14 protein-coding genes are annotated in these 17,851 nt (G+C 68.1%); 8 read left to right on the top strand and 6 right to left on the bottom strand.

What is annotated here, in order from left to right:
• Positions 1-7: 7 nt before the first annotated feature.
• The 6 genes from QT382_RS02320 (at position 8) to QT382_RS02295 (ending at position 7,910) form a co-directional block, all read left to right on the top strand.
• Positions 8-835 (top strand): hydrolase 2, exosortase A system-associated, encoded by an 828-nt coding sequence (locus QT382_RS02320; protein WP_289252432.1) that lies wholly within the window; start codon positions 8-10, stop codon positions 833-835.
• On the top strand, positions 832-1,716 hold the full coding sequence (locus tag QT382_RS02315) for a hydrolase 1, exosortase A system-associated (protein ID WP_289252431.1): 885 nt from the start codon (positions 832-834) through the stop codon (positions 1,714-1,716). The genes QT382_RS02320 and QT382_RS02315 overlap by 4 nt, the downstream gene beginning before the upstream one ends.
• Positions 1,713-3,854: a GNAT family N-acetyltransferase gene (locus QT382_RS02310; RefSeq protein ID WP_289252430.1), complete on the top strand. Its 2,142-nt coding sequence runs from the start codon at positions 1,713-1,715 to the stop codon at positions 3,852-3,854. Before QT382_RS02315 ends, QT382_RS02310 begins: the two co-directional genes overlap by 4 nt.
• Positions 3,855-3,923: 69 nt before the next feature.
• On the top strand, positions 3,924-4,616 hold the full coding sequence (locus QT382_RS02305) for a hypothetical protein (protein ID WP_289252429.1): 693 nt from the start codon (positions 3,924-3,926) through the stop codon (positions 4,614-4,616).
• A complete protein-coding gene (locus QT382_RS02300) occupies positions 4,613-6,076 on the top strand; it encodes a lipopolysaccharide biosynthesis protein (RefSeq protein WP_289252428.1) in 1,464 nt (487 codons plus the stop codon). The genes QT382_RS02305 and QT382_RS02300 overlap by 4 nt, the downstream gene beginning before the upstream one ends.
• A gap of 106 nt (positions 6,077-6,182) precedes the next feature.
• Positions 6,183-7,910 carry an asparagine synthase-related protein gene (locus QT382_RS02295; protein WP_289252427.1) on the top strand — a complete coding sequence of 576 codons (1,728 nt, stop codon included), beginning with the start codon at positions 6,183-6,185 and terminating at the stop codon, positions 7,908-7,910.
• A 32-nt stretch (positions 7,911-7,942) separates the two neighbouring features.
• Here the strand turns inward: QT382_RS02295 and QT382_RS02290 are convergent, their stop codons facing one another.
• The 6 genes from QT382_RS02290 to QT382_RS02265 all read right to left on the bottom strand — a co-directional run bounded on the left by QT382_RS02290 (position 7,943) and on the right by QT382_RS02265 (position 14,838).
• On the bottom strand, positions 7,943-9,205 hold the full coding sequence (locus QT382_RS02290; protein WP_289252426.1) for a glycoside hydrolase family protein: 1,263 nt from the start codon (positions 9,203-9,205) through the stop codon (positions 7,943-7,945).
• Positions 9,206-9,219: 14 nt separating this feature from the next.
• The gene (locus QT382_RS02285; RefSeq protein WP_289252425.1) at positions 9,220-10,455 is read right to left on the bottom strand and encodes an SDR family oxidoreductase; all 1,236 of its coding nucleotides are present in this window, start codon (positions 10,453-10,455) and stop codon (positions 9,220-9,222) included.
• The gene (locus tag QT382_RS02280) at positions 10,452-10,688 is read right to left on the bottom strand and encodes an acyl carrier protein (RefSeq protein WP_289252424.1); all 237 of its coding nucleotides are present in this window, start codon (positions 10,686-10,688) and stop codon (positions 10,452-10,454) included. Before QT382_RS02280 ends, QT382_RS02285 begins: the two co-directional genes overlap by 4 nt.
• A 44-nt stretch (positions 10,689-10,732) precedes the next feature.
• A complete protein-coding gene (locus QT382_RS02275) occupies positions 10,733-12,640 on the bottom strand; it encodes an HAD-IIIC family phosphatase (RefSeq protein ID WP_289252423.1) in 1,908 nt (635 codons plus the stop codon).
• A complete protein-coding gene (locus QT382_RS02270; RefSeq protein WP_289252422.1) occupies positions 12,633-13,484 on the bottom strand; it encodes an AAC(3) family N-acetyltransferase in 852 nt (283 codons plus the stop codon). The genes QT382_RS02275 and QT382_RS02270 overlap by 8 nt, the downstream gene beginning before the upstream one ends.
• A 106-nt stretch (positions 13,485-13,590) precedes the next feature.
• Entirely contained in the window at positions 13,591-14,838 is a 1,248-nt protein-coding gene (locus QT382_RS02265) for a glycosyltransferase (RefSeq protein ID WP_289252421.1), read from the bottom strand.
• A 144-nt stretch (positions 14,839-14,982) separates the two neighbouring features.
• Here QT382_RS02265 and QT382_RS02260 point away from each other — a divergent pair, with 144 nt between their 5' ends.
• Positions 14,983-16,140 carry a right-handed parallel beta-helix repeat-containing protein gene (locus QT382_RS02260; RefSeq protein ID WP_289252420.1) on the top strand — a complete coding sequence of 386 codons (1,158 nt, stop codon included), beginning with the start codon at positions 14,983-14,985 and terminating at the stop codon, positions 16,138-16,140.
• Positions 16,141-16,169: 29 nt separating this feature from the next.
• Positions 16,170-17,846 carry an asparagine synthetase B family protein gene (locus QT382_RS02255; RefSeq protein ID WP_289252419.1) on the top strand — a complete coding sequence of 559 codons (1,677 nt, stop codon included), beginning with the start codon at positions 16,170-16,172 and terminating at the stop codon, positions 17,844-17,846.
• Positions 17,847-17,851: the final 5 nt, after the last annotated feature.

Here is a 17,851-nt window from a genome sequence, read left to right as displayed (position 1 = left end):
AGACAACATGCAGCCCTTCTTCCTGGACAGTCCTTCCGGCGGCCACCGCTACTGCCTCTACCACCCGGCGAGGCGCAGCGAAGGCTCGCTCGGCAAGATCCTCTACCTGGCGCCGTTCGCCGACGAGATGAACAAGGCGCGGCGGATGGCCGCCCTGCAGGCTCGCGCCTTCGCCGCCGAAGGCTATGAGGTGCTGCAGCTGGATCCGCTCGGCTGTGGCGACAGCAGCGGCGATTTCGGCGATGCGAGCTGGCAGGCCTGGCTGGACGACGTGAAGCAGGCGAGCGACTGGCTGATGGCCCAGCCTGGTGGCCGGACGCTCTGGCTCTGGGGTCTGCGTGCCGGTTGCCTGCTTGCGGTCGAAGCGCACAAGACCCTGCCCTATCCGAGCCAGCTGTTGCTGGTGCAGCCGCCGGCCTCCGGCAAGACCTTGATGCAGCAGTTCCTGCGGCTCAAGGTGGCCGGAGAAATGCTGGACAGCGGCAGCAAGGGCCTGATGGCCAGCCTGCGCAGCGAGCTGGACCAGGGCCGTTCGGTCGAGGTGGCCGGCTACCTGCTGCCGGCTGCACTGGCCAAGGGACTGGAAGCCGCGCCGCTGACGCCCCCCGAAGGAGACGGAGCCGGCCGCCGCCTGGTCTGGATCGAGGTGAGTTCGCGCGAAGCGCCCGAATGGACACCGGTGGCCCTGCAAGCCCAGCAACGCTGGCGCGATGCGGGCTATGCGGTCCAGAACGGCTTCGCCCAGGGCCCGGCGTTCTGGCAGACCACCGAGATCGAGGAACTGCCCGACCTTGTGCAGACCGGCTGCCGGCTGCTGCGGGAGGCTGGTGCATGAGCGTTACCGAACGTGCCGTCAGCTTCGACTGCCAGGGCGAACAGTTGCTTGGCATTCTTGCCGAGCCGGCCCAGCCCAGTGGCGTGGGCGTGGTCGTCATCGTCGGCGGCCCGCAGTACCGGGTCGGCAGCCACCGGCAGTTCACCCTGCTGTCGCGCGCGCTGGCCGCGCAAGGTCACCACTGCCTGCGTTTCGACTACCGGGGCATGGGCGACAGCGAAGGCCCCCTGCGCTCGTTCGAGGACGTGGGCAAAGACATCGCGGCCGCGGTCCGCAGCCTGCGCGAGCAATGCCCGGCGGTCCGCCAGGTCGTGCTCTGGGGCCTGTGCGACGGCGCTTCGGCCGCCCTGCTCTACGTCGATGGGCAAGCAGCCGACGGCGACATCGCCGGCCTGGTCCTGCTCAACCCCTGGGTCCGCTCCACCGAAAGCCTGGCCAAGACCCAGGTCAAGCATTACTACGCCCAGCGACTGATGCAGAAGGAGTTCTGGCTCAAGCTGCTGAGCGGGCGCACCGGCTTGAAGGCGCTGAAGGAATTCCTGGCCAAGCTGCGCACGGCATCGCGCGCCAAACCCGCCAGCGCCGACCGCCTGGGCTTCCAGGCCCGCATGGCGCGCGCCTGGAAGCGCTTCCCCGGTCCGGTGCTGCTGCTGCTCAGCGGCACCGACTATGTGGCCAAGGAGTTCCTCGACCATGTCAAGGCCAGCCGCGAATGGCAAGGCCTGATCGATCGCCCCACCACGACCCGGCGAGACTTCGCCGAGGCCGACCACACCTTTTCGTCCGCGCCCTGGCGGGCCGAGGTCGAGCAGGCGACGAACCACTGGCTGGCCACTGCCCTCCGGCCATCCGCTTCAACACAGGCTGAGCTGATGCGATGAGTTGGACCCTTCATCCGCTGCAGGGCAGCCTTGGTGAACACGCGACGGCCTGGGACACCCTGCGGCGCCGCCTGTTCGCCCCCAACCCCATGCTCAGCAGCCGTTTCGTCAATGCGCTGCTCGGCAATTTCGCCACCGGCGGCGAATACCTTTGCGTGCTGACGCTCGAGGACCAGGTGGAAGGCATGTGCGTGGTGCAGCAGCACGGCAGCTTCTCCTGGCGCAGCTTCCTGCCGGAGCAGGCGCAGTTGGGTCCGACGCTGCTGCATGACGCGAGCCATGTCGAGGACCTGGTCCGCAGCCTGCCGGGCCTGGCGGCCGAGCTCGACCTGCTTTGCTGCGACCCGCATTTCGGCGACCTGGCTTCGACCGGCCTGTTCTCCAGCGACAGCGTCGACCAGGCCCTCACCATGGACATCGCGCTGACCGGCAGCTTCGACGATTACTGGCGGTCCCGCCCCAAGAAGCTGACACAGAACCTGGAACGCTACCGGCGCCGCGCCCAGGCCGACGGGCTGAGCGAGCGTTTCGTAACCATCACCGAACCGGAGCAGATCGCCACGGCCGTGGCGCGCTACGCGGCGCTTGAAGCCGCCGGCTGGAAGGGGTCGCGCGGCACGGCGGTGGGCAGCAGCCCTGTCCAGGAACGTTTCTACCGCGACGTCATGTGCCAGCATGCAAAGGACGGTCTAGCGGTCGCCTGGGAGCTGTGGCTGGACGATCAACTGGTGGCCGCGCGCCTGGCCATCATCGAAGACCGCATGCTGGTGATGCTCAAGACAACCTACCTTGAAAGCGCCGCCTCGTATGCGCCGGGCCGCGTTCTGTTGCGGCTGGCCATCGAGCACTGCTTCGGCCTGCTGCCGGAGGGCCGCATCGAGTTCTATACCGATGCCAGCGATGAGCAGCTGAAGTGGTCCTCCGGCCATCGCTGGATCAGACACCTGGGCTTCTATCGCAACGCCGTCGCGAGGACGACGGCCCGGGCGACGCGATCCGGCCTGCGACTGATCCGCGGCTCGCGCGCCCGCGGCGACGCGACCGGTCCGGTCGGCGTGCGCTGCTACAGGCATCCTTCGGAGTTTCCGGCCGAACTGGTCCGCTTCCTGACCGAGGCCGAGGACGACTCGATGCAGTTCGGCGTCGGTTGGTACACCAACCTGGTCGACCAGGTCTTCCCCGAGCATGCCGGGGTCATGTTCTACGTGCTGGAGCACGATGGCCGTCCCATGGCCGTGCTGCCGCTGCTGCTGACGGCCCGAACCCTTGACGCCAAGGTCCAGTCGCTGGCGAACTACTACACGGCCCTGTACGCACCGGTGCTGGCGCCCGGACTGACCGATGTGCAGCTGTCGACCCTGATCCGCGCCATCCAGCGCGACCACCGTGGGCTGAGCTCGTTCCAGTTCTTCCCCATGGCCATCGAGGCGGCCAGCTTCCGGACGTTGCAATCGGCCCTGCGCCTGGCCAATCTGATCAGCTTCCCTTACTTCTGTTTCGGCAACTGGTATCTGGCGCAACAGGAGAGCTGGGCCGCGTATCTGGCGCAGCGCAGCAGCAAGCAGCGCAACACCATTTCCCGGATGACCAAGAAGCTGCAGGCCGATGGGGGCCGGGTGGAAATCATCATCGAGGACGACATCGAGCGCGGCATCGCGGCCTACGAAGTGGTCTACGCGGCAAGCTGGAAGCAACCGGAGCCCTACCTGGGCTTCGTGCCCGGCCTGATCAATTTCTGCCGCAGCCGCGGCTGGCTGCGCCTGGGCGTGGTCTGGCTGGGCGACAAGCCGATCGCCGCGCAGATCTGGATCGTCGCCAATGGCCGGGCCGACATCTACAAGGTGGCCTACGACGAGGGCTACAAGAGCTATTCGCCGGGCACCGTGCTGACCGCCGCGCTGATGCAGCACGCACTGGACGTGGACCGCGTCCACGAGGTGGACTACCTGATAGGCGACGACCCCTACAAGCAGACCTGGATGTCGCACCGGCGCGAGCGCTGGGGTCTGGTGGCCTACAACCCGCTGTCGCTCATCGGACTCAAGGACTTGTGCGTCGAGGGCTGCCGCCGCGGCATCAAGGCCCTGGTCCTGAAGTTGCGCGCCGCGCGGCCGGCCAACGCAGACCCCCATGAATAGCGCGGCGGGCCGGGCCAGCCAAAAACCCTGCTGCACAATTCATCCAGCAGACCATCTTCGGAGCACGCCATGAAGTCGACTTCCCTTGCCGCCCTCGCGCTGATGGCGCTGAGTTCCGGTCTGCAGGCCCAGACGCTGCCGGCCGGTTGCGGCCATTTCGAGATGGCCTGGGGGCCCTTCGACTACCGGCCCGACCACTACATTCCCGAGAACACCTACCGCTCCCACAAGGCCTTGCTGCATGTGGTCGAGGTCGAGCATTTCACGCCCGAAGTCGAAGCCGGGCTGCGCGGCAAGCTGGTCAAGAACCCCGGCAAGGACCTGGCCTACACGCTGGCCGTGTTTCCCAACCACCACCGTGCCCTGGTCTCGCTGTCCAACCTGGCGATCCGCCTGAAGACGACCCAGCCGGTGGAGACCAAGTACTCGGTCGACTGCTACTTCATGCGCGGGGTGGCCTTCCGTCCCGACGACACGCTGGTCAAGCTGCTGTTCGCCAACCACCTGGTGCAGACCGGCCGGCCGGCCGAGGCAGAAGCGCAGATCGATGCCGCCGCGGCCCAGGTCAAGGACAACCCTTTCACCCAGCGCAACATTGCCGCCCTGTACCTTGACGTGGGCAAAACCGACAAGGCCCTGACGCATGCGCACAAGGCCCAGGAACTGGGCCTGAAGATCGACGGCCTGGTCGAGCGCCTGCAGAAGCTGGGCGCCTGGCGTGACGCTGCCGCTCCAGTGGCTGCGGCGGCCTCGGCCCCATGACCGTCGAGCGCCAGTTCCTGCAAGGGCTGCGTTGGACCGCAGCCAGCCGCTTGGGCTCCCAGATCATTTCCTGGGTCGGCACCATCTATGTGATGCGGACGCTGTCGCCGCAGGACTATGGCCTGTCGGCAATCTGCACCGCCGTACTCTCCATCGTCGCCATGGCGGCCGAGTTCGGCATAGGCGCCGGCATCGTGCAGGCCGAGCGGCTGGACAAGGCCCAGATGCGCAGCATCTTTGGCGCGTCCATCTTGTTTTCGCTCAGCGGCGCCGCCCTGGTCGCTCTGCTGGCGCCGGCACTTGCCGCCTTCTACCAGGCGCCCGAAGCCGCGCCGCTGATCCAGATCGCGGCCCTTCAGCTGGTGATGGCGCCGCTGTCGGCCATGTCCGATGCCCAGCTGCGCCGCGACCTGCGATTCCGCGGCAGCTCGGTGATCGAGGTGGTGGTGGCCCTCGCCGCAACGCTCACCACGGCCGGCATGGCCTGGAAGGGTTACGGCGTCTGGTCGCTGATCATCGGACCGCTGGCCGGCACGCTGGCTCGCGTCGTGCTGTTGAACCTGCTGGTGCCGCTGAACCTGTGGCCCAGCTTCAAGCTGGGCGCCGCCAAGGGCCTGATCGGCTTCGGCTTCAAGGTCGCCCTGTCACGGGTGGCCAGCTATGTGTTCGGCCAGAGCGACGTGCTGATCGCCGGCCGCATGCTGTCCAAGAATGCTCTCGGTGAATACTCGGTCGCCATGCATCTGGCCATGCTGCCGGTCAGCCGGGTGATGTCCGTGGTCAACCAGGTGACCTACCCGGTGATCGCCCAGCTCCACCGCGAGGCTGCGCCGCTGAGGCCGGCGCTGCTGATGGGGCTGCGTCTCGTTGCGTATGTCGTGGTGCCAGTGCTCTGGGGCTTGGCGGCGCTGTCGCCCTGGCTGATCCCGGCCCTGCTCGGCCCCAACTGGGGCGGCGCGGTTGCACCGCTGCAGATCGTCTCCGTGGCCCTGCCGCTGCGCCTGCTCAGCGTGCTGCAGTCCAGCGCCATCCAAGGCACGGGCCATGCCGGCATCGACCTGCGCAACAGCATCACCGGCGTGATCCTGATGCCCTGCTGCTTCCTGATCGGCGGCTATTTCGGCGCCCAGGGCCTGGCGCTGGCCTGGCTGATCGGTCTGCCGCTGCTGGTGGGACAAAACATCCAGCGTTCGTCGGCGGTGCTTGGCATCGGCATTGGCGATGCCTTGGGTGCGCTGGCCAAACCGGCGGCCTTCAGTGCCGCCATGGCCGCGGCGGTCGTGGCCACCGGCACTGGCTGTGACGCCATCGGCCTCCCGGCCTGGCCCAGCATTGTCCTGATGATGGGCGTGGCCAGCCTGGTCTACCTGGGCCTGCTGTTCGGCCTGGACCGCGACAGCGCCCGGCAATTGCTGAAGCTGGTCCGACCTTCGTCGGCGCCGGACTCGCCGGCCGCGTGACGCGCGCAGCAATGCAATACGCCACTTTCGACGCAAAACTGTCGGGCCCTGGCGTCGTGGGCTGTAGAACAATCGCGCCATCCACGCCATCGATGCGGAATACCCAATGACTGTCTTCGCCGGTGCTTATTGTTTGGACGCTGCGGCCCGGATACCGGCGGCCCTGGCGGACGACCTCCGCCGAAACCTGCGCAGCCGCGATGACGAACGTGGCGAGCGACAGCGCTACGAAGCCCCCGGCTTCTGCCTTGAAAGCTGGGACTCCGGTGCCTTCGCCGAACGCAGCTGGAGCGAGGGCCCGCAAGGCGTGCTGAAGCTGGCCGGCGACCCGCTGCTCCAGGATGCCCCGCCCTCGCGGGCCGAACAGACCGCCCGGCTGGGCCAGGCCCTGAGGCAGGGCAATCTCGAGCTGCTGGCCGGCTGCCGCGGCTCCTTTGCCCTGGTGGACTACGAGCCCGGCAAGCACGCGCTGACCCTGGCCACCGACCATATAGGCCTGCGCTCGCTCTACTACGCGGTGCAGGATGGCGTGCTGGTGTTCGCCACCGCGCAGCGCATCCTCGAGAACCTCGGCTGGCTGCGGCGCAGCCTGTCGCCGCTGGGCATGGCCGAACTGAGCGCCTTCGCCTTCCCACTGGCCGAACGCACGCCTTACCGCGAAATCAGCATCCTGCGTGAGTGCGAGGTGCTGAGTGCCCGCTCGGGCAAGACGAGATTGCAGCGCTACTACGACTGGTCGCAGGCCGAGCCGCCACCGAGCACCACCGAGCTGTACCAGCTGTTCCAGCAGGCCGTGTCCCTTCGAGCTGGCCAGGACCGCAATGTCTACAGCTTCCTCAGCGGCGGCATGGACTCGCGCTCCATCGTGGCGACGCTGCTGGAAGGTGACAGGCACATAGAGGCGCTGAACTTCTCCGCCAGCGCCTCGCAGGACCAGATCTTTGCCCAGCAACTGGCCGCGACCATCGGCCCGCGCTTGAGCCTGCACTGCCTGGCCGGCGGCAACTTCCCCAATTTCTCGTTCCTGGCCCTGGCCGCCAAGACCGGGCTGGAGCAGCGCGAATCCCTGGACGTCGACCGCCGGCAGTTCATCTGGTCGGGCGACGGCGGCAGCGTGGGCCTGGGCCATGTCTACATGGACGAGGCCATGCTCGACATCGCCGAGCAACAGGGCCTGGACGCGGCAACGCGCTACTTCATGACGTTCAACCGCATCGCCCTGCCCACCAAGGCGATGTCACGTTTGGCGGCCCGCGAGCTGCCAGCTCAGCTGCATGCGGCCGTGCTGGCCGAGATGCAGCGCTACCCGCGCAAGGACGTGGGACGGCAGATCTATCTGTTCCTGCTGTTCAACGACCAGCGCCGTCACCTGTTCAAGCATTTCGAGACCATAGACCAGCATGGCCTGGAGCTGCTGACGCCGTTCTACGACGCGGCCTTCCTGAAGGCCATTGCGGCGACGCCGGCCCGCCAGGGCATCCTGCACCGCCTGTACGCCGAGTGGTTCGAATGCCTGCCGGCGTTTGCGCGCAGCACGCCCTGGCAGACCTACCCCGGACACGTGCCCTGCCCGATCAGCTCGGCCGATGTCGGCAGCTACCAATGGGCCGCCAAGGACAGCAGCCACCGCGTGCCCTTGGGCGAAAGGCTGTCGGTGGCCGGCAAGCTGGTCCAGGCGCTGGCCGCCGCCAAGCCGTCAGAGGCCTTCTCGACCACCGGCGTGGGCCTGGCCGCGCTCTCGCATGCCACCGGCCTGCGCGACTGCCAGCATGTGCTGGCGGTGCTTGAGACCTATGCGCGGCATGTGGGCCTGGTGAACCCGGGCACCGCCTGAGGCGGCAGCGGCCCGCCGGCCGGCGGGCAGGCTCAGGCCGAGCGCCGCGCCTGCTGCAGCATCAGTGCATCCAGGAAGTACTTGGTCGCCCAGTTCGGATAGCCGGCGCGCATGTAGGCGCCGAACAGCGGGAAGGAGCCGGCGATGGCGCCAACCACGTTCGGATCCTCCGAGCGGGTCAGCTGCAGGTCCTTCAGATAGTCCACCAGCTTGTCGGCGGCCTCCGCATAGCGGGCCTCGCCCAGGTGCTGGCTGAGGCGGTAGGCGACAACAGCGACCTGTGCCGAACCGGTGAGGCAGGACCAGAGCGCGGTCGGCGCCCAGGTCGCGTCGAAGCGCCCGGCCAGGAAGCCGTCGGCCTTCATCTGGGGCAGCAGGCTGTCGAGGGTGCGCCGCACCGAGTCCACCAGATCGGAACGACCGGCCAACAGGCCCACCTCGAGCACGCCTTGCAGCGTGTAGCCGATGGTGTGGGTCAGCGGCGCCTCGGAATGCGTCAGGCAGTTGTGGGCGAACCAGCCATTGGCCTGCTGCTGCTTGAGCGCCGCCTCGATCGAGCGCAAGGCCGCTGCCTTGTAGCCTTCCTCGCCGCTCAACACGCCGAAGCGGTAGACCGCCCAGGCGCAGAGGCAGGTGTAGGTCTTGATCTCGCCGCTGCTGACGAAGGCGCCGTTGGTCTTGTAGTAGCCCTCTTCATCCAGGTCATTGACCAGGAAGTCGGCCGCGCGACGCGCCGCGTCGAAAAGTCTCTTGTCGCCCGTCTGCTCGGCGGCCGAGCACCAGCCGTCCAGCACCATGCCGGTGTTGAAGGCCGCCGCCGTCTGCTTGTCGGGGGCGCAGACCGGGCCGCCCTGCACCGCGCCCGAGGCCATCTGCACGTCGACCTCCCAGTGGGCCATGCGCAGGGCCGCCTCGGCCGCGGCCGGGTCACCGTTCAGCTTCGAGTAGGCCAGCAGCGAGGTGATGATGTAACCCGTGGTCTCGGGATAGGACACGCGCCAGCCGGTACCGCTGCCGCCGTTGTCGCAGGGAAAGTAGCCCAGGGCCACGCCGTGGTCCGGCGTCGCCGCCTGGCCGCGCAGGATCCAGTCCACGGCAGCACGGGCGCGCTCTTCGGTCTCTCCATTGACCGGTCGGACAGCGCCGGTCATGAAGCGCCATTGATTGCGCCAAACCTCGGTCCGGAAGGCGCCGCGGCCGGGTGCCCAGAGCGAGCTCAGTTCGGCGAACAGGTGGGAGGCGGCCCAGTAGCGGGCTCGCAGCTTGTTCTTGATGGAAGTGTTGCCGGTGCTCAATCGCCGCCCCTTGCTCAGATCATGGTTTGTCCGCCGGTCACGAACACGTTCACGCCCGTCATGAACGCGCTGTCGTCGCCGGCCAGGTAGGCCACGCTGTTGGCCACATCGGCCGTCGTGGCAATGCGCTTGAGCGGCGTGCGGGCCGCTTCCATCTTGAAGATGCGCTCGTGGTAATGCTGGGTCATCTCGGTCCGCGTCAGTCCCGGCGACACCATGTTGACCCGCACGCCGTCGTCGGCCCATTCGGCCGCCATGGCCTTGGACAGGCCCAGCAGTGCGGTCTTGGCGCTGACGTAGTCGGCCAGGCCGGTGGCCGGCGCCCCACCGACGACCTGGGACAGCAGGTTGACGATGGCACCGCCGCCGGCCGCCTTCATCAGCGGCTGCAGGCTCTGGCAGGTGTTGAGCACGGCCTTGAGCTGGTAGTCCAGGTGGGCCTCGAAGTCGGCCCAGCGCAGCTCGGTGATAGGCCGGTTGGCGAATTCACCGACGGCGGAATTCACCAGCACGGTCGGCGTGCCAAGCTGCTCCACCACCTGGGCGGTCATGGCCTGCACCGCCGCGGCATCGCGCACATCGGCCTGGAAGGCCGCGGCCACGCCGCCGGCCTGCACGATCTCGCTCACCACGGCCTCGGCCCGGTCGGCGCTGCTGAAGTAGTTCACCGCCACCGCATAGCCGCGGCGGGCCAGCGTGCGGGCGATCTCGGCACCCATGCCGCGCGAGGCGCCGGTGACCAGGGCGACCCGGCGCACCTGTCCCGGTTCCACGGGAGCGGCAACCACCGGCGCGGCGGCAGGCTCGCGAACCTGGTCGCGCACCTTGACCTTGGCCGTGCCCATCACCACGACCTTGTCATCGGCGCTGCGGATCTCGGTGTTCAGCACCAGGGTGCTGGTGGCCTCGCTCTTGGCCGTGACCTTGGCGATGGCGCGGATGCTCTCGCCCACCAGCACCGGCCGGCGGAAGGTCAGGTCCTGGCCCAGGTAGAGCGCATGCTTGCCCGGCACCCGCATGCCCACCAGCTGCGAGAACAGCGAGGACAGCAGGATGCCGTGAACCACGCAGCGGCCGAACTCGGTCCCGGAGGCGTACTCGGCGTCCACGTGCAGCGGGCTGTGGTCGCCACTGACCGCGGCAAAGGCCTGGACGTCCTCTGCGCTGAAGCTGCGCTCCAGCTCGAAGACCTGGCCGATCTCTATGTCGTCGAAGCCGAGCTCGGCGGCCTGGGGCCGGCTGCTGCTCACAGCTTGGCTCCGACCACGCCGACGATGTCGAAATAGCTGCGCATCAGCTCGAACTCCGCCACCTCGAAGGAAATGCTGAACTCGTCCTCGAGGGCCAGCACCAGGTTGATGTGGTTGGCCGAGTCCCAGCCCGGCGTGTTGTCCATCGAGGTGTCGTCGTTGATCGCGTTGGCGTCGATGTTCAGCACCACGGCCATCACTTCCTTGATGGTCTGCTCGACGTTCTTAGACATGCTTCAGGACTCCGATTGAGAAATTCATTGATGCGGCCATTTCCTCAGCCACGGACAAACCAGTCCGGAAAGGCGATGGGCGAGATGCCCAGGTCCAGCTGCCAGCGGCTGTTGCCTTCGGCGTCCTCGGACTGCTTGCTGAAGCCGTGGCGCTCGAACAGGTCGCGCGCCGGCTGGTTCTTGGCCGTGGGCCGCAGCTGGCCGCTCAGGCGCGCCAGGCCGCGCTGGGCCGCCGCCTCGCAGAGCTGGGCCAGCATGGCGGTCTCGACGGTGCGACCGATCACGCGACAGCTCAGCAGGAAGGTGTCTATCTCCAGCCGGTCGCCCTGCTGCTGGGCCATCACGATGCCGACGATGCCGTTGTCGCCGAAGCGGTCGCGCACGCCCACGGTGAGCAGCAGCCAGCCCTCGTCGGCCATGCGCTCGGCGACATCGGCCTCGGAATAGCGGAAGGTGGTGAGGTTGAACTGGTTGGTCTTCTGCGTCAGCTGGGCGGTTCGGGCCATGCTCGCGGCGTCTACCGGGGCAACGTTGAGCACCATGTCCAGGCTGCGGTAGTAGTCCTCGAGGCTGCCGCCGCTGGCCGCACGCATGCTCTCGGCCTGGGCGCGCTGCTGGTAGAGCGCGCCGCGGCGGCGATCCTCGTCGGACAGGCCCAGCGTGTCGAACAGGCCCTCTTCGAGCAGCGCGTCGACATAGGCCTCGGGCCGCTTGGGCAGCTGGATCACGGTGACCATGGGCAGCTCGAGCCGCACCTGCTCGCATTCGACCGGGTTGTCGTCGACAAAGACCATGTGCTCCAGGCCGATGTTCAGCTGGCTGGCGATGCGCTTCAGCGATTCGGCCTTGGGCTCCCAATGCACCTGCGAGGCCGCGAACTGCTCAGGCTTGAGCTGCATGAAGGAATGCTGGGCGAACACGGCATCGACATCGGCCGCATTGTTCTTGCTGGCCAGCGCCAGGATCACGCCGCGCTGGGCCAGCGAGCGCACGGCGCGCTGGAATTCGACGAAGGCACTGCCCGGGTAGTTGGCACCGAGCTGGATGCCGTCCAGGCCGTCCTCGCCGATGACGCCACCCCACAGCGTGTTGTCCAGGTCCAGGACCAGGCATTTCTTGCTCAGGCCGGTGAAGGCCCGGGCGTATTTCATGTACTCGCGGCTCAGAGCGCCCAGCATGGCCGAGGCGATGGGCGCCTTGGCGTACAGGCGCATCCGGGCGTCGTACCAGTGGCGGGCGCCCTGCTGGCTGACCAGGGCGGCGTAGTCGAACACATAGCAGTCGACCACCTCGGTCAGCGCCTGGGCCAGGCCCTGGTTGAAGCCGGCCAGCAGGGCCTGCTGCGAAGCCGCCAGGCGGCCGTCGGCGATGCCGGCGCTGCGATGGGCCGGCTGGGCAAAGTTGTGCACCAGCAGCGGCTTGCTGGCGCGGCTGCGGAACTGACGGGCCAGCTCGGCAATCTCATCGCGGCAGCGCGTCGTGGCCTGGGCAAGCTGGTCGGAGCCGGGATCGGCGTCCATGAAACCGGCATAGAGCTCGGGCAGCCAGTCCTCGCCTTCGACAGCCAGCACGGTCAGGTCGGGCGCAAAGGCATAGAGGCCGCTGGCCGGGTTCAGGATCTCCTGCCGCACCTGGCCGAAGCCGCTCTGGTAGATCTCGACCGCCAGGCCGTTTGCAAAGCCCTGGGCGATCAAGGCATCGTGAATGAACTCGATCGAGAACGAGGACAGCAGGGCCAGCTTGAACGGCTTGAGGCCGGGCGTGGTCACGGCCTGGGCCTGCTGGCGCACGAAGCGCTGGTTCAGCGGCGTGCCCTGCTCGTTGAGCAGCAGCCGGGCAGCTTCAACAGCCGCCTGCAGGCGGCCCTCGGCCAGCAAGGCCTGGATCTGGCCCCGCCCCTCGGGCCTGGCAGCGGGTGCGGCCGGCGCGGGACGTGCTGCGGCTTCAGTCATAGCAGTAGATACCTTGGTCGGTCAGTTCGCCCACGGCCGCATCGACTGCCGGCACGTCAAGCAGGATCAGCTGCAGGCGGCCAATGCGCGCTTCGCGCCAACCACCAGGCTGGCGGCGGATCGCCGGCTCCAGCTTCTGCAGATTGCGCCGGCGCGACATCGCGGGTTCGTAAAGGCGGTTGCGGGTCTCGAGCACCTGCCCGTCGGCCGTCCTGGACTTGAATTCGAAGACTTCCTGCGTGAACGGACTCTGCGGCCAGCGCGGCTCGAAGATTTCCTCGAGGTGGTGGTAGTAGGTCAGCACGCCCAGGCCGGTGCCCAGCAGCAGGATCTTGCCGCGCTGGTGCGACAGGAATTCGAAAGGCGTGCCGCGGCCGCAGGGCGTGCGGCTGAGGTGGTGGTCCTGCGCAGCCAGGCCGGCGTCGCGGCCCCAGCAGGCGATGGGATGGGTGGGATGGACGCTTCGCACCACGCCGGGCGTGCGCCGGAACAGCTCGCTGACCAGGCCCATGCGCGAAGGCGTGCGCTTGACGTCGAACAGCGTGCCGGAACGGGCCCATTCGATGGCCGAACCGGTGAAGCCCATGGTCGGCATCAGCAGCAGACCGTCGGGGCCGACCCGGGCCTGCAAGGCCGTGATCACGTCATTGGCCTTGCCCTGGAAACCCTCGAAGGCATCGAAGGAGCTGTGCACCAGCACCGCATCGCCGGTTGCCACGCCCAGCCCTGCCAGGGCGGCCTGGAACTGCTCCGGCGTGAACGCGTGGAAGCGGTCCATGTACCGGCGCCGGAGGGACTTCAGTTCTTTCTTGACGGTGTTCTTGAGGCGGGCGGTCAGGGCCATCCCCGCACTATAACGAGCGCCCATGGCCGCCCTGGAGCCCGGGACAGGCGACGCGGGCCCCGGCCGCCATCCCCGTGCGATGGTTCTCGCTTCGCCGCCAGCCGCCTCAGCGAGAAGGCGACAGCGCCACTTCCTCGAACAGGCGCGCCATGGCCTCGGCGCGCCCCAGGCGCGAAGCCGCCTTCACCGCTTCGGGCCGCGGCAGCGGCAGCAAGCCGGCGCGCCAGCGATCCACCAGCCCGGGCAAAGCCGCGGCAATCGCCTCGGCCGAGTCCAGCGGCACGATGTCCGGAACGGCCGCCTCGCGCAGCACGCCGGCGGTGTCGCCCGCTGGGTCGGTCAGGCCGACGATGGGCCGGCCAGCCCGCAGGTATTCGTAGATCTTGGCCGGGATCTGGGCATTGCAATTGGCCGCCTGCATCACCAGCAGCACATCGGTGCCGACCATTTCCGTCAGGGCATCGCGATAGGGAATCGCCGGGCAGATCTCGATGAACTCGCTCGCACCCTGCTGCTGGGCCAGGTCGCGCAGCATGCTTTCGTTCACCGCGGCACGGAAGCGGATGCGCAGGTCTTGCGGGCCCAGTCGGCCGCTCTGGCGCAGCCGGCCCAGTGCGGTGAACAGCGGAGTCGGATCCCGTTCCGTCGCATAGACGACGCCGCTGTGCAGCATCACCATCGGCCGACCGGCCGACGGCGCAAGGCCGGTGACCGGCAGCCGGGCGAAGCTGTCCTCGTCGTAGCCGTTCTCAATCACGCGCATGCGATCGGCGGTGTCCGGGTAGCGCTCACGGTACAGCGCGGCAGCGCCCGGTGCGGTGAACACGCAGCGACTGGCCTGGCGCACCACGTCCTGCTCGACTTCCAGGAAGCGCTGCCAGGTCTTGGGGTCTTCGGGATAGCCGTCGTGCGCCATCGGGTCGCGGAAATCGGCCACCCAGGGCAGGCCGGTCCTGCGATGCAGGGCGCTGCCGATCACATGGGCGCTGGCAATGGGGTAGGTGGACCAGATCAGGTCGGGCTTGAACTCGCGCGCCAGCCTCAGGCCCTGGCGCAGGCCGTCGAAGCGCCAGCTGATCCAGCGGTCGGGCCGGGCCATCCAGCCCAGGTAGCGGCCACCGAGCTGCAGGTGGCGGGCCGTGTCCAGCGCAAACGCGCGGCGCACCGGGGTGCCGGCGGGAATCTCGTTGGCCGGGTCCTCGCTGATGCGTTCGTAGGCCCGCAGGTCGGTGCTGAGCACGGCAGCCTGCCAGCCGAAACGCGGCAGGTCCTGCACGAGGCGCAGCGTGCGCTGGATCCCACTGCTGCCCGCCAATGGCGGAAAGTGGTAGGCGATCATCAACACGCGCTTCATGCGGTTTCGTTTTCCGTGGCTTTGCCCGCAGGAGGCGCCAGCGGTGCGGCATGCTATCACCGCCAGTTGCAGCACTCAGGCGTAGCCCGCAGAATCGCCCGCTGCGCGCCGAGCCTCGGTGCTCATATGTGCATCACCGGGTCCATGTCGCCGCGATTTCTCCGCTCCTCCCTTGTTCTGATCGGCAGCCTGCTCTGGGCGGCGACCTGGGCCCGCAACGAATCTGGCCGGCTTCAGGTGGGGCCCGGCCGAGAGCTGACCACACTGGCCCAGGCGGCCGAGGTCGCCAGTGAAGGCGAGCTGATCGAGGTCGACGCCGGCGAGTATTTCGGCGACACCGCCGTCTGGACCCAGAAGAATCTGCGCCTGGTGGCCGTGGGTGGGCGGGTCCGCCTGAACGCCGGCGGCCAGGCGGCCGAGGGCAAGGCGCTGTGGGTGGTGCGGGCCGAGGGCCTGCAGGTGCGCGGCTTCGACTTCATAGGCACACGCGTGCCCGACCGCAACGGCGCCGGCATCCGGCTGGAGCGCGGCAGCCTGCTGGTCGAGGACTGCCTGTTCATCGCCAACGAGAACGGCATCATGACCAGCAACGACCCCACGCTGGAGCTGGAGGTGCGCGACAGCGAGTTCGCCTACAACGGCGCCGGCGACGGACTTTCACACCATCTCTACGCCGGCGCCATCGCGAGGCTGACCGTGCGCGGCAGCTACTTCCACCATGCCAATGTCGGCCACCTGCTCAAGAGCCGGGCCCAGCTCAACGACATCCGCTACAACCGGCTGACCGACGAGGTCGGCGGCCGGGCCAGCTACGAGTTGAACCTGCCCAATGGCGGACTGGCCTATGTGATCGGCAACCTGATCCAGCAGAGCGCCAGCACCGAGAACCCGACCCTGGTCAGCTATGGCGAGGAAGGCTACCGCTGGCCGCGCAACGAGCTCTACCTGATCAACAACACCCTGGTGGACCAGCGGCGCAGCGGTGGCAGCCTGCTGCGGGTGGCGCCAGGCAACACCCAGGTGACGGCGGCCAACAACCTGCTGGCCGGCCTGCAGCCACTGGATGCCGCGGCCAGTGGAAATTTCCGCAACAACACGGTGATCGTGTCGGCGGAACTGGTGTCACCCGGCTCCGGCGACTACCGACTCAGGCGACACTCGCGCCTGCGCGGCACGGCCGTGCAAGTTCCACCGCAGGACGGCGTCGTGCTGATGCCCGAAGGCGAGTACAGCCACCCGCACCACTGGATTCCCCTCAAGGGCCCGGCGCGCCAGCCCGGTGCCCTGCAAGCCACGGAATGACACCCCTCGCCTACCCGATGTCCGACCCCATGCAAGCACAAGACCCGTCTTTCGCCACCGGCGCGCCGCGCTTTGCGGACGCTCGCCTCGCAAGCCTCGCGGCCAGCGAAGGCGTGCTGGCCACATGGAAGCAGGCCTTCTCCGCCGGCCGCTCGCCGGCCGAGGTGCTCAAGGCCGTCAGCGGCCGCTTCTCGGTCGGCCTGCGCCTGCCGGATGGCCGCTGCGTGCTGGCGGTCGACCGCTTCGCGGTGGACAGCGTCTGCTACCGCGCCGAAGCCGGCGGCTTGAGCTTCGCGCCGCGCGCCGATGCGCTGGCCGGCGCCGAGCCGGACCTGGATCCGCAGGCGATCTTCGATTACCTGTACTTCCACGTCATCCCGGCGCCGCGCACCATCTACCGCGGCATCCAGCGCCTGCCGGCCGGCCATGTGGCGGTGTTCGAGCAAGGCCAGCTGCGCGTGGAGCCCTACTGGGTGCCGACCTTCCAGGAGGGCGGTCGCGATTCGTTCGACAGCCTGGCGCAGGAATTCCGCGGCCTGCTGCGCGAGGCCGTGGCCTCGCAGCTGGACGGCAGCAAGCCGGCCTGCTTCCTCAGCGGCGGCACCGACAGCTCCACCGTGGCCGGCATGCTCGGCCAGGTGGCGAACCGGCCCGCCGCCAGCTACTCAATAGGCTTCGACGCCGAAGGCTATGACGAGATGGAGTACGCCCGTCTGGCGGCCCGCCATTTCAAGACCGAGCACCACGAGTACTACGTGACGCCGGCCGACCTGGTGGCCAGCATCCCGGCGGTGGCGGCGCATTACGACCAGCCCTTCGGCAACTCCTCCGCCCTGCCCGCCTTCTACTGCGCCAAGATGGCCCGCGAGGATGGCGTCAACCACATCCTGGCCGGCGATGGCGGCGACGAGCTTTTCGGCGGCAACACCCGCTACGCCAAGCAGAAGGTGTTCGGCTGGTACGGCAGCATTCCCGCGGTCTTGCGCCAAGGCTTGCTGGAGCCCATCAGCAGCCTGGGCCTGGTGCGCAGCATCCCTCTGATCAAGAAGGGCGCCAGCTATGTGAACCAGGCCAAGGTGCCCATGCCCGACCGCCTGATGACCTACAACCTGCTGTTCCATCTGGGCCTGCATGATGTGCTGACACCGCAGCTGCTGGCAGCGGTCAACATCGAGGGGCCGGCCGAGCAGCAGCGCGCGCTCTGGCCCCAGGCCCAGGGCAAGGACCTGGTCAACCGCATGCTGGCCTTCGACTGGCGCTACACCTTGGCCGACTGCGACTTGCCCAAGGTCGTAGGCACGACCGGCCTGGCCGGCCTCAGCGTCGGTTTCCCCATGCTGGACGACGGCCTGCTGGCGTTCTCCGAACGGCTGCGCCCGGACTTCAAGCTCAAGGGCCTGCGCCTGCGCTGGTTCTTCAAGGAAGCGCTGCGCGGCTTCCTGCCGGACGAGATCCTCACCAAGAAGAAGCAGGGCTTCGGCCTGCCCTTCGGCGTCTGGACCGCCCGACACGACGGCCTCAAGGCCCTGGCGGGCAAGTCTTTGCACGGCCTGGCCGACCGCGGCATCGTGAGGCGCGAATTCGTGGGCAGCCTGCTCGACGAACGGCTCAGCCAGCACGCCGGCTACTTCGGCGAGATGGTCTGGATCCTGATGATGCTGGAGCAGTGGCTCGCGGCCAAGGCGCCGAACTACCGCATGGCCTGAGCTGC

The sequence above is a fragment of the Pelomonas sp. SE-A7 genome (assembly GCF_030345705.1).
Classification (GTDB): Bacteria; Pseudomonadota; Gammaproteobacteria; order Burkholderiales; family Burkholderiaceae_C; genus JAUASW01.
This window is presented reverse-complemented; position numbering and strand designations above follow the sequence as displayed.